The sequence below is a fragment of the Rhodococcus sp. GXMU-t2271 genome (assembly GCF_041414735.1).
GTDB lineage: Bacteria > Actinomycetota > Actinomycetes > Mycobacteriales > Mycobacteriaceae > Rhodococcus > Rhodococcus indonesiensis.
In genome coordinates this window covers 92,308-104,429 of sequence record NZ_JAUIZP010000024.1, presented here as the reverse complement: position 1 = coordinate 104,429, position 12,122 = coordinate 92,308, and the positions used below count along the sequence as shown (strand labels likewise).

The following is a 12,122-nucleotide window of genomic DNA, read 5'->3' as shown; positions in this document are numbered from 1 at the left end:
CCCCGCTGCTGCAGCGGCTTGACAGCAAACATAGGGACACCCCCCACGCCTTCGACGCCGACGGCTGGTTGCGCACCGCGGATCTCGGGGAGATCGACGCGGACGGGTACCTACGGCTGGTGGGGCGCAAGAAGGACATCCTGATCACCGCGCCGGGAAAGAACGTCGTCCCCACCCTCGTGGAGAACGCAAACAAAGAACAGACCCGGCTGCTCGATCATGGTCGTCGCGGCCGCCGAGGCCGCCGGTACGTCCCGGCGCTGTTGGTCCCCGAGCACGAGCAGCTACATGCACTCGCCGCCGCACACGGCCTGTCCGGGGACATCGGCGACCTCGTCCGGCACCCGGCGGTGCGAGCGGAGACCGACCGGGCGATCGCTGCGGCGAACGAGCGGCTGGCCGGCCCGGAGACCGTGCGCGCGTGGACGCTGCTCGATCACCAGTGGCGGCCCGGCGGCGACGAGGTCACGGCCACGATGAAGCGGCGCCGGAGTGTGATCGCGGACAAGTACGCGCCGGTCATCGACCGGCTCCATCGCGCCGCGACCTGATCCCCATCACCCCGCACACCGGCGCCGGCCAGCCGACCTGCTCGGTTACGGCGAGTTCCCGATCGACCGCCTCGGCGATGTCCGAGGCGAACGCAACGACTCGCCGGGTGGTGAGGTCGACATGGGGTGCGACGACCTCGAGCGTGTTCGCGAGCATCTCGGTCGTGTCGTCGACGAGCAGAGCCATGCCGTGGATGATCTTGTCGGAGCGTTCGACGATCCGGAAGTAGGCCGAGATCTGGTGGCCGACGTGCACTTCCGTGTAGTACTTCAGGTGATGTTCGGCGGTGAAGAAGCCCTGTTTGCGTGTTGCTCGGTAGTCGTCGGTGAGGCCGATCCGGCGGAATGCGGTGTCGATGGCTTCGGCTCCCAGGTCCAGGTAGTGCCGGATGTTCATGTGACCGTTTGCGTCCTCGAATTCCGGTGGCACGACCAGCGGGCCGAACTCGCGGGGAAGACGAACGACCTGGTCGTAGGTGGGCAGCGTGACGGTGGCGGTCATGGGTCTCCTGACGGGCGCATTGTGAAAGGAATCGGCTGCCGGCGCAGCGAACTCTCCTCGGCACGTCTGTCGGCAGCACCGTTCCGGCCGCTCGGGTCGGCGCCGCATGGCCGACAGCGTTCCCGCAGTATAACGATCGTTCACACCTCGTGCTAAACTCGCCGAGTGGACAGGAGCCGGAAGATTCTCGATATCGCCGCGGAACTGTTCTACGAAAAGGGATTCCACGGTACAAGCGTCGACGAACTGGGTGCTCGCGCCGGGCTCACCGGGCCGGCGATCTACCGGCACTTCTCCGGCAAGGACGAAATTCTGGCCACCTTGTTCGACGAGGCGATGGACGAGTTGATCCGCGCCGCGCAGCCCGTGGAGGAGGATGCCGACACCGACTTCGAGCGTCTGGTCCGCCATCATGTCGAGTTCGCGGTCCGGCACCGGCACCTGGTCAATGTGACCCAGCGGGAGGACCGGTCACTGGTGGACCCCTGGCGTCGCAAGGTCAACCGCCGGCGCAAGCTCTACGTCGGTTGTTGGGAAACTGCGGTGGCCCGGTGCCTCCCCACAGCGACGCCGGCGGAGGTTGCCGTGGCGACCCAGACCTGTCTGGGCACGATCTTCTCGATCGCCTACTGGCCGAACAAGGTCAGCCGTACCCCCGGACTGGCCGAGCTGATCGTCCGTCTCACCAACGAGGGACTCGACGCCTTCCGCAGCTGACCGCCGCCGGCGGTATCCGCGGACCGCTGCTCGCCGGTCGGATCCCGTGCGGATCGAGCGCACGGGATCCGAGCCGACACGATGCCGTGGCGCTCAGGAGCGGCGCGCACCGAAGTCGAACATCCTGGCGGCGATACGGCGCAACTGCAGTTCGTCGGTGCCCTCGGTGATGTGGTAGCGCCGATGGCGCCGGTAGATGTGCTCGAACTGCCGGGTATAGCCGACGCCCCCGTGGATCTGGATCGCCCGGTCGGCTCAGCTCGGCGTCGGTGTGCAACTCCACGAGCTGCCATGGGATGCCCGGATGCTCGTGCAGGGGTTTGTCGAACACCACACGCTTCTTGGCGTAGGTGCGCATCAGCTCTGCGCTTTTGTGGACGTGGTGACCGAGGAGGTGACCGAGCGGGTGTTGAGGCCGTCGCCGGCGTCGACGGTGAGCAGCTGTCCTGTGACGCTGCGGGCGGTCGGGGAGGCGAAGAACGACACCGCGTCGGCGATGTCGTCGGGGTCGACGAATCCGTTGGGCAGGGATGCCAGCCATGCGTCCTGGATGTCCTGGGGCATGGACAGGATTCCGGAACTGGCGGTCATGCCGGGCAACACGGCGTTCGCGGTGATGCCGAACCGAACATTTTCGGCGGCAACGGTCTTCGTCAATCCCAGGAGTCCGGCTTTCGACGTGCTGTAGGAGATCTGGGCAGGCATGCCGAGGGTGCCGGCCGTGCTGGAGATGACGACGACCCGGCCGAATCGGCGCTCGCGCATCCCCGGCAGGCAGCGCTGCAGGACCCGGAAGGTTCCGGTGAGGTTGACATCCAGGTCCTTGCACCATTTCTGCAGCGACATACTGTGTGCGGCACCGAACACGGTGGTGAGTCCGGCGTTCGCCACGTAGACGTCGATGTCGTCGAGCTCCGGCAACTCGCCCGCGGCGATGTCCGCCTGGAAGGTGCAGCCGGGTTCTCGATCGAGGGTCACGACGTCCATTCCGTCGGACTCCAGACGAGCGACGATCGCCTTGCCGATGCTGCCTTCGCGGGCGGCGCCGGTGACGAGCGCTTTGAGTCGATGTCGGTCGGTCATGCCGGTCTCCGTTCCTTTGCCGGGCCACCGCCGGTCGCGGCCCGGTCGTGCGGTTGTGCCCCTTCGGGTTCGGTATCCGCTTCCGCGGTGATTCCGTTGCCCGCGTGGGTATCGAGCACGGGGTGGCCTTGGAGGCGGAGGACGAGCAGCGCAGTCTGGACGCTCAATTGGTCGGATGCGTCGCCGGCGACGTCGAGTCCGGTGAGTGCGTGGACGCGTGCCAGCCGCAGGCGCACCGTGTTCTCGTGAACGCCGAGTCGCTGTGCCGAACCCCGTACGTTGCGTGCCGTGTCGAACCAGCACTGCAGTGTGCGGAGCAGATCGACCGTTCCGGGTGCTCCGCGCAGAAGTGGTCCCAGTACGTCGTCGACGAAGTGCCGCACCGCCGAGATCTCGCCGTGGGCGAGGAACAGGCGTGCTGGTCCCAAGTCGTCGACGGCAAGGATGCGGTGGAACGAACGCCCGGTGAATCGGTCGATGCAGAGCACGACCTCGCGCGCCTCACGGTATGCGCGGGCCAGCGCTGGGGGCTCGCTGACGGAGGACACCCCGGCGATGAACTCCTGCGCCCGGAACAGTGCGTTCGCAGCGCGCGCCAAGGCATCCTTGACCTTGGCGACGGTCGCGACGGCGCCGACATTCTCGCTGGCTTCGACCAAGAGCAGGATGCCTTCCGATCCCCGGGTGGACAGGACTTCGACGCCGAGATCTCGTTCCATCCACTCGGCGAGCACGCGCTCCGAATGGGCGAGGTCGTGATGGGAAGCCAGAACGTACACCAGTACACGCTGTGCGTGGATGTTCACTCCGAGGTACTCGCCGCCGGCTGCCAGATCGTCCAGTGCTCCGGTACCGCGTACGAGTTGACGGGTGAGGGAGGACCTTGCGTTCCAGGCGACCCGCGCTATGCGGCGTTGGACGAGGAACTGGGCGCCGATGCGGCGGGCGCTGCGGGCTGCGGCGTACTCGTCCGTCGGGCTCAGTGGTGACGGGTGTTCGTCGATCACGAGCCATCCGAAGTGTTCGCCGCGTTCGATGACAGGGGTGAGGATCTTGCGGCGGGTCAATCCGGTGGTGGGGCCGGCTGCAAGTACGACGGGGTCGGGGGCGGTGGCTGTCCCGGCGCTGTGTGCGCGGAGGATGTCCGTCAACGCCGGTGCGGCGACGTGGCCGGCCGTGTCGGGGGTCGCGGCGGCGATGGTGCGGCCGCGTCGGTCGAACAGCAGCACGGTCTTGCCGGCGAGTGTGGAACAGGCGCGCACGATTGCAGACATGCAATCGACCGCGGTGACGGCGTCGTCGAGATGTTCGTCGACCAGGGTTCGCTCGGCGGCCAGTTGCCGGCTCTGCTCGAGGTCCCGCCACCGCCGATGGTGTTCCTCCGTGGCGAGGACGGTGGTGGCGGCGTCGTCGAGCAGTGTGCGGACCGTGAGGAGAGTAGTTCTCTGCCGGCCTGTGAACTCGGCTGTGGGATCGGCATCGGTCAGGACGAGGAGGCGAGCGGGTGCTTCACCGTCGTCCGACAAGCGTAGTAGACCCACCCGGGCGATGCCGGGGCCGTCGAGGTCGGTTCCGGACAGCGATCGGCCCGAGGCGTGGACAGCGTCGGAGGAGTTCAGTGCTCGACGCACGAGTGGGCAGTCCGAGCGAACGCGGTGCGGTGTCGACGCGGATCTGGTGCCGGGAAGGGGAAGGAGTACGCCGCGGGAGTCGTCTGCGACGAGCACGCCGGCGGACGCGAAGCCGGCGTGCGTGGCCGCCTGGGCAAGCAACCCGCTGAGCAGCCGGAGGGGGGCAGCTGAGGCCGGCAGAGGCGGGGGCATGGCGCTCGTCTCCTTGTCGTCCTGGTCGGCTTCGCCGACGAGCTGCGCTGGGAGGCCGGTGTGTGCGGAATCGGATCCCGAGGTGCAGTGCGATCAGCTCTCGACGAGCAGCTTCCGCACGGCGGCGGCGTGTTCGACGGACGCCTCCATCGAGGCGGCGGCCGGGATGAGCGTGATGGTGTCGGCTCCTGCGTCGACGAACGTGCGCAGCCACTCCGCCACCTGTTCGGGTGTGCCGGCCGGTGCCAGATGCCGGAACTTGTCCCGTGGCAGGCGGTAGAGCGCCTGCATCTGCTCGCCCACCAGCCGATCGGCCGTGGCGGCATCGTCGTCGAGACCGCACCAGACGTTGACACCGAAGGTGCTCAGGGTGCGGTTCTCCCGGGCGGCGGCCTCGAGAATCGCGGTGCGGGTTTCGCCGAATCGGCGAGGGGTCGAAAAGATGGCGAGCCATCCGTCGCCGTACTTCGCGGTTCGGCGGATCGCGGCGTCGCCTCGGCCACCGATGACGATCGGCACGGCCGGTTGGGGCGCGGGCAAAATCCGGGCCCGGTCCAGGGTGAAGAACTCTCCGGTGTGAGTGACCTCGTCGCCGGACATCAACGCTCGGAGGACCTCGAGTGTTTCGTCCAAGCGGCGACCCCGGGTACGGGGGTCCACCCCGGAGTTGGAGATCTCGGAGCGGTCCTCGCCGCCGACTCCCGCGCCGAGAACCAATCGGCCCGGGGCGAGCTGTGCGATGGTCGAGATCTGGCGCGCTGCGAGCATCGGGTGACGGAGTCCCAGTAGATAGACTCCGATGACGACCGAGAGTGTGTCGTGGGCGGCAAGCACTGAGGTGGCGGAGACCATCCCGTCGAAGCCGGTACCGCCGTGGAAACTGATGTGGTCACCCACCGTGATGTGGTCCAACCCGGCATCGGCGGCGGATGCGAGCAGTCGCCGCCGTGCGAGCGGGTCCGGGACCAGCAGAGAATCTGTGACCGACAAACCGACGCGGACCACCATACCGCCCCTTTCAATAGCAATGGACTGACCATAAGTCCAAAGAAGGGTTCTGGCAAGTGCCCTCGGGACGGGCAGAAGTGACAGCCACATCGCCGTTGCGGATCGGGGCCCGAGGCACGAAGTAGGCGCCGTCGTACGGCGGGACCTGGGCTCGTCACATCGCGAATGACGAGCCCAGGTCGTCACCTTGGGCAGGCTTGTACCGGATCTTGCTACAGATATTCGTCGATGCTCCGGAGCCGACCACGGTCGGCCTCGAATCCGAACGGGGCGTACCAGGACCGCTGGAAGGCAAGGAGCGGACGGGAGGATTCGACGACCCACCGGCCCAGTGCTCGACGGACGTCGTCCGGAAGTGACTCGTCTTGCACGACTGTGCTCACCGTGGTGGCAAGAGCAGCGCCCCACTGCATGAGCTCAGTGGTGCCCGTGGACGCGGACTCGCGTGCGGTCCTGCCGGCGTCGATGTATTTGGCGAGGGTTCCGGTCGCCGCGGTCGCCGACCGGGGTAGCCGTGCCAGCAGGCCCTCGGCCATTCGGAGATACTCGCCGAGTTCGAATCGGGACCGTTCGTGAATCCGGTAGATCCGCGTACACAGGAATTCCAGGTAGTCGACGACGAGGGGGAGTTGCTCGGCAGCGAGGGGGTCGGACTGGTCCACCGCTGGAGCAACGGCGTCGAGCAGTGATTTGCGCAGAGCTCCGAGAGTGTTGCGCGAGTGATCCATTACAGCACCTCGCTCAGCAGAGTGTTCAGCTCGTCGGCTGCGACCGCAGCCATGCCCTTGACCCGGCACAGCACGACGTCTTGATGTGACTTGCCCAACTTGGCGACCCGGTGCGCCGAGGCCAGGGTAGAGACCACGATCTGATAGGCATTGAGAATCTTGTAGAAGGTGATCTTCTCCGGGTCCACGGCCAGTCCGGTGGCCTGCTCGTAACGTCGGTAGAAGTCATCTTCGGGGATCAGGCCACATACCAGGTAGCGGCCGTCCTCGTCATAGTGGCCGAAGGTCGACTGCGTGGTCCACGCGAGATCTCGGTGCCGGTCACCGAGATGGCCGCGTTCCCAGTCGAGCCAGGCCGTGATTTCGAGGGTGGATTCGTCGTAGAGGAAGTTACCGCTGCGGTAGTCACCGTGGACGATCCCGACGTGGTCGAGCACGGGCAGGTGGTGACGCATCCACTGTTCGGCCACGTCCATCAGCGGCAGGTCCCCCGCCCGGTCCTCCTCCCATGTGCGCCGAGCTTGGTTGAGCAGCCACAGCGCCGCGTCGACGGTCCCGATCCGGGGTCGGGTGAGGCTGGTGAACGTCGCTGCGGACAGATCAAAGGTATGCAGGGCAGCAAGATAGGACAAGAACTGGTCGGCGAGTGCTTCGCGGGTGCCGGTGCCGAAGTTCGTGCCCAGTCCGCTGATCTTCCCGGTGGTGGTCGCCGACGGTTTGGTGACCCCGGAGACATAGGAGTAGATCAAGGCGGGTTCGGGGAAGAACTCCCCATCGACGTCGATGAAGTGTGGACGCGGGACGGGGACCGTGCCCTGCACGGCACCGACGAGCTCGAACTCACGGAGGCGGCTGGTGGCATTCGACCCTTCGGCAGGATCCATCCGGACCACCATCCGCTCACTCACCCAGGACCCGGAATGTTTGCGGTGCAGAGTGAATCCCATTTGCACCTTGGACACACCGCCGGTGAACCATCGTGCGTCCGACACTCGGAAGGGAGCGTCGATGCGGGCGGAGAGGAAGGACTCGACACACCGGACGAACTCGTCGAGGCCCATCCGCCGGTACGGTCCGAGCGCGCGGCGCTTCAACTTGCGGGTCAGTGTCCGGTCCACTTCGGGCTCGGTCGGGTACAGCGCGCGGAGATGTTCGATGTGGGCGTCGGTCGGGTCGTCGGCCCAGTCCCGGTCGGACAGGGGCAGGATTGCGCTGGTCATTCGTGATGGCTCCTACTTCTCCCGGCCGTGGCGGGACATCCGCTCGGCCAGATAGTCCAGGCCGAAGATGTCACCCATCTCGCCGTAGCCGACGGCGGTGCCACGCTCGTATCGGAACAGCGACTGATAGCAGACATGGGACGGGTTGAACGTGTACCACGGGTGGCCCGCGATCGCGCTGCCGAAGAACTCGTGCTTCTTGCCGCGGACGTCGGTGGCGGTGACGTGGTTGCTGAACGCGAGCATGTCGACGCGCTCGGCTCGAATCGTCCCGTCGACCAGGCCGTGGACTTCGCCGTGGTCGACGACGTAGCCGAAGCGGATCTTGTCGTAGAAGACCTGGCCTCGCTCGATCCTCATCGGGACGGCCATGTGCATGGCGAATTCCTCACCGAAGTTGATCGATACCCACGAGACCGAGCGGGTGCCGATTTCCGAGCGTGGTCCCCAACTGTGGTCCATTCCCTCGTAGGATTCAACCTGGTAAGTCTTGCCCCGCAGTTCCAGCTCACCGCGGATGCGGCCTTTGACTTCGAAGTGGCCGTTCTCCCATTCGTCGCCCTTGCGGGAGTCGTTCGACGTGGCCCGATCGATTTCGAGTAGCGGGTTCTGGTCCGGGTCGTGAGGGTCGAACGGGTCGTGCAGTCCTTCGAAGGTGAGGTCGAAGCTTGCTGCGCCGAGGGCGTTCTTGTATTGCATTCGGTAGTTGCGCGGACCGTCCGAGGAGACGGTCAATCCGTTCTCTAGGGAATAGTTGCTGAACGATTCGGGGCACGGTAGGTGCATTTGGGGATCGGTGAAGTCGACCTCGTAGGGTTGGCGGCAGAATCCTTGGCCCAGGATGACCGAGGAGAGGGTGACGCCGAGGTTGGGGCGGGCCAGCACATAGGCGTTGCCCAGGATTCCTGCTTCGGGGACGGAGATGATCAGGACGGTGGTTTCGGTCCAGGTCCGGTCGGTGAGGTCGCGGGGGTGGAATTCGGTGTCGGTGTAGTTGATCATAGGTTTCCTCGCGGTGGAATTCGGTGGGACTGATGGGTCGTCGATGTCAGTCATGCTGAAGTTGGGCAGTTTTCGTGCTCTTCGGTGTGGTTGTCGGGAGGGTCTTGGACAGGGCGATCATGAGCAGGCCCCCGATCCCGAGGACGATTGCACCGACGAGAAAGGAGAGGCTGTTGCCGGCCTCGCCGGGGAACGCGTCGCGGATGATGCCGAACATGTATGGGGAGACGAATCCGCCGATGTTTCCGATACTGCTGATCAACGCGATTCCGGATGCGGCGGCCGCACCGGAAACGACTTTCGGGGCGGTGGTCCAGAACGTCGGAATGGTGGCCATCGCGCCGACTGTGCCGATGCAGATCGCGACGGCGGCGACGAATGGGCTCGAGGATACGGTGGCGGCGGCGACCACCCACCCGCATGCGCCGATCAACGTGGGAACAGCGAAGTGCCACATTCGTTCCTGAGTTCGGTCCGAACTGCGGGAGATCGCGACCATGGCGATTCCGGTGAAGATGTACGGTACTGCAGCGATGTAGCCGATGCCGGTTGTGCCGACGGTGCCGCCGGTCATCTCTTTGATGATCGAGGGGAGGAAGAACCCCATGAGATAGATCGGTACGACCATCGAGAAGTACACGGCCGACAGCGCGAGCACGCGGCCATTCTTCAATCCGTCCGTCCACGAGGAGTGACCGGCTTTATCCCCGGCGATGTCGGAGTTTTCCCGGTGAATTGTGTCGGTGATCCATTGCGCTTCCGAAGCATCGAGCCATCGCGCATCGCTCGGCTCGTTCGGGAGGAACTTGAGGATGACCGCGGCAAGGAGCAGGCACGGTAGTCCTTCGGCGATGAACATGAATTGCCATCCGTGAAGGCCCCAGGGGTGGAACGACATGAGGGTGCTGGTCAGAGGGGCGCCGATGGCCGAGGCGACGGGGATGGCAAGGAAGAACAGTCCGAGGATTCGCCCGCGGTTCGCCGACGGAACCCATCGGGTGAGGTAGTACACCACGCCGGGGAGCAGGCCCGCTTCCGCGGCACCCAGGAGGAACCGCATGCCGTAGAACATCCAGACGTTGTCGACCAGTGACATCAAGGCAGTCACCAGGCCCCACGTCACCATGATGCGAGCAATCCAGACTCGGGCGCCGACTCGGTGAAGTGCTATGTTGCTCGGGACCTCGAAGAGTACGTACGCGATGAAGAAGATTCCGGCGCCGAGACCGAAGGCAGCCTCGGACAGGGCGAGATCGGCCTGCATCTCGAGCTTGGCTACGCCGATATTCGTGCGGTCCACGTAACTGAGCAGTGCAGCGAGAAACAACATCGGAACGATCCGGAACGAGATCTTCCGCGAGATGGTGGATTCCGGACTCTGGGGCTCGGAATCGCTCGGTTGTGCGGCGGTGTTCCGCCGGCGGTGGTTGTCCATGGTCATCTGAACCTTCTGAGGTGTTGATCGCGGAGGGGGAGGCCCCAGCGGAGGTGACGACGTCACCGCGAACGATAAGAAGGGCCGGAACGGCAGAACAACGACATGTCCGCCCCATCCGGTACTCCGGGACACGAGCAGGCTGTGGGGGTCGACAGCGTGGTTCGGCAATATACTTGCTGTTCAACGACGGATACGGTAAAGCGCGTCCCGTGGCATTGTCCGTGAGGGGGCGGATAACGCAGGATCCGCGGAGCAGACGAGGGCGTTTTGGGCCGCCGAAGCCACCATCAGTACTCAGGAGTGGTCCACATCTCCTGTAGCGGTCGAGTGTTCTCGCGCCGACTGGGATGCTCTACAACGACAGATCGTGACCAACGAATCGGATCGCACGCACTCGGTTGACGGGGTCGACGGTGGGGAGGGGCGATCGCCTGCGTCCGCATTCGCGGTCTTCTGCGCCCGGTTCGCACATCGATTCCCCCGTGTCGAACCGCGCCGGCGGATGTCGGCTTACGTCCACGGACTCTTGGGCGGTGTCGAGCGCAAGAACGGCTGGACCCTGGCGGAGGCGGCGGGCGAGACCGGCCCGGAGGGTATGCAACGGTTGTTGAATACAGCATCGTGGGATGAGAATGGCGTGCGCGACGATGTGCGTGACCTGGTGGTCCAGGTGGTCGGTGATGTCTGGCGGGGCCTGCTGATTGTCGGTGACCAATGTTTCCCGAAGCGAGGTGACCGGTCTGCTGGGGTGGGGCCCTGGGTATCGGACGCGGGGAGGGCCGAAAACGCGCAGACCGGGATATTCCTGGCGTACGCATCCGAGAGAGGTTGGGGCCTGATCGACCGGGAGCTGTACCTGCCAAAAGAGTGGATGGACGATCGGGACCGGTGCCATGCGGCCGGCATCGATGACTCGGTGGGGTACCGGAGCCCCGCTGATCTGGCCGAGACAATGCTCGGCCGAGCTCTCGATGCAGATGTGCCGTTCGCTTGGGTCACGGCCGGCGTCCTCTATGGGCGGTCGGAGAATCTGCGGAGATTGCTGGAGGAGTGGAGCGTCCCCCATGTCCTCGAGATTCCGGGCGACTGCCGGGTGACCACGGCACACCTGCGGGTCTGCACCGCCGGCGAGGTGATTGACGAATTGTCGGAAACGGTGTGGCACCGTCTCAGTCACGGTGACGATATGATGGGGCATCGTGTCCGAGACTGGGCCGGGGTAGACCTTCACAGGTCGGGACGACAGTATGCGAACTGGCTGCTTGCCGGACGGTCGATCACCGATCCGTCCGACGTCACCTACTACCTGTGCTTCGGCCCGGCCGGCTGCATCCTGTCCGAACTCGCCCGAGTCGCCGAGGGGCGACGGGCAATCGAGGAGTGTCTCCGAGCCGTCCGGGAAGAAGCCGGCCTCGGGGACTACCAGGTACGTGTGTACCGGGCGTGGTACCGACACGTCACGTTGTCGATGGTTGCGGCGGCGTACCTGTTGATCCGGCGCGGGAAGAACGCGGCCCGCGATGTCGATGACTTGTCGCGGGTACGGCCGGTTCGTTCTCGACCGAGCGCGGTGGCGCCATGGTGGTGAAACGGCAGATGGACTCGTGTGTGTCGATGCGGCTGACTCGATACGAGCTCGTCGTAGACGGCGTCGGGATAGTCGATCGTCGTCCACGTGGTTTCGTCGATCGAGGCGATCGCCACCCGGATCTGCGGGTTCATCCGGGCGGTCACCGAAAACCAGGCTCCGGCCCGCTGCGCGGCGACGACGAACGCGTGACAGAAGTACGCCGAGTCCGCCCGCGCGTAAATCTGCCCGCTCGCCTCGGCGGAGCGGGCGCAGCCGATGGCCTGGGTGAGCAGGCGCCCGCGCCCCGTGTGCGACGCGGCGGAGCCGAGGCGGGGTCGAGAGCACCGCGACCTGCGTGTTCAGTCCTCGGACCCTGGAGTACCCGAACGCCACAGCTTGCTCGGCGTAACCGTGGACCTGACCGATGGTGGGGGTACCGCCCTGCACGAAGTGCTCGGGGGGGAGCGTCGATATCGACGA

General features: G+C 65.6%; 10 protein-coding genes and 2 pseudogenes. 3 read left to right on the top strand and 9 right to left on the bottom strand.

Annotation, left to right across the window (positions count from 1 at the left end):
- Positions 1-551, top strand: a pseudogene (locus tag QYS60_RS09290) (long-chain fatty acid--CoA ligase); the annotation flags it as partial.
- On the opposite strand, the gene QYS60_RS09285 reads toward QYS60_RS09290, so the two are convergent.
- A complete protein-coding gene (locus QYS60_RS09285) occupies positions 520-1,053 on the bottom strand; it encodes a thioesterase family protein (RefSeq protein WP_119699441.1) in 534 nt (177 codons plus the stop codon). The pseudogene QYS60_RS09290 and the gene QYS60_RS09285 sit on opposite strands and share 32 nt — an antisense overlap.
- Before the next feature lie 165 nt (positions 1,054-1,218).
- Between QYS60_RS09285 and QYS60_RS09280 the strand changes: the two genes are divergently transcribed.
- Positions 1,219-1,770 (top strand): TetR/AcrR family transcriptional regulator, encoded by a 552-nt coding sequence (locus QYS60_RS09280; RefSeq protein WP_371382977.1) that lies wholly within the window; start codon positions 1,219-1,221, stop codon positions 1,768-1,770.
- A gap of 93 nt (positions 1,771-1,863) precedes the next feature.
- Here QYS60_RS09280 and QYS60_RS09275 read toward each other — a convergent pair.
- The 8 genes and pseudogenes from QYS60_RS09275 to QYS60_RS09240 all read right to left on the bottom strand — a co-directional run.
- Positions 1,864-2,119: pseudogene (locus QYS60_RS09275) on the bottom strand (acyl-CoA dehydrogenase family protein); the annotation flags it as partial.
- 8 nt (positions 2,120-2,127) lie between these two features.
- Positions 2,128-2,853 carry an SDR family NAD(P)-dependent oxidoreductase gene (locus tag QYS60_RS09270; RefSeq protein WP_119699443.1) on the bottom strand — a complete coding sequence of 242 codons (726 nt, stop codon included), beginning with the start codon at positions 2,851-2,853 and terminating at the stop codon, positions 2,128-2,130.
- The gene (locus QYS60_RS09265; RefSeq protein ID WP_371382976.1) at positions 2,850-4,484 is read right to left on the bottom strand and encodes a PucR family transcriptional regulator; all 1,635 of its coding nucleotides are present in this window, start codon (positions 4,482-4,484) and stop codon (positions 2,850-2,852) included. Before QYS60_RS09265 ends, QYS60_RS09270 begins: the two co-directional genes overlap by 4 nt.
- A gap of 285 nt (positions 4,485-4,769) precedes the next feature.
- A complete protein-coding gene (locus QYS60_RS09260; protein ID WP_119699444.1) occupies positions 4,770-5,684 on the bottom strand; it encodes an LLM class flavin-dependent oxidoreductase in 915 nt (304 codons plus the stop codon).
- A gap of 212 nt (positions 5,685-5,896) precedes the next feature.
- A complete protein-coding gene (locus tag QYS60_RS09255; protein WP_119699445.1) occupies positions 5,897-6,412 on the bottom strand; it encodes a hypothetical protein in 516 nt (171 codons plus the stop codon).
- Positions 6,412-7,632: a phosphotransferase family protein gene (locus QYS60_RS09250; RefSeq protein WP_119699446.1), complete on the bottom strand. Its 1,221-nt coding sequence runs from the start codon at positions 7,630-7,632 to the stop codon at positions 6,412-6,414. Before QYS60_RS09250 ends, QYS60_RS09255 begins: the two co-directional genes overlap by 1 nt.
- 12 nt (positions 7,633-7,644) lie before the next feature.
- A complete protein-coding gene (locus tag QYS60_RS09245; protein WP_119699447.1) occupies positions 7,645-8,634 on the bottom strand; it encodes a hypothetical protein in 990 nt (329 codons plus the stop codon).
- Between the two features lie 46 nt (positions 8,635-8,680).
- A complete protein-coding gene (locus QYS60_RS09240) occupies positions 8,681-10,075 on the bottom strand; it encodes an MFS transporter (RefSeq protein ID WP_102031025.1) in 1,395 nt (464 codons plus the stop codon).
- A gap of 364 nt (positions 10,076-10,439) precedes the next feature.
- Here QYS60_RS09240 and QYS60_RS09235 point away from each other — a divergent pair, with 364 nt between their 5' ends.
- Complete coding sequence (locus QYS60_RS09235) at positions 10,440-11,660, top strand: IS701 family transposase (RefSeq protein ID WP_371382975.1); 1,221 nt, start codon at positions 10,440-10,442, stop codon at positions 11,658-11,660.
- Positions 11,661-12,122 lie beyond the last annotated feature (462 nt).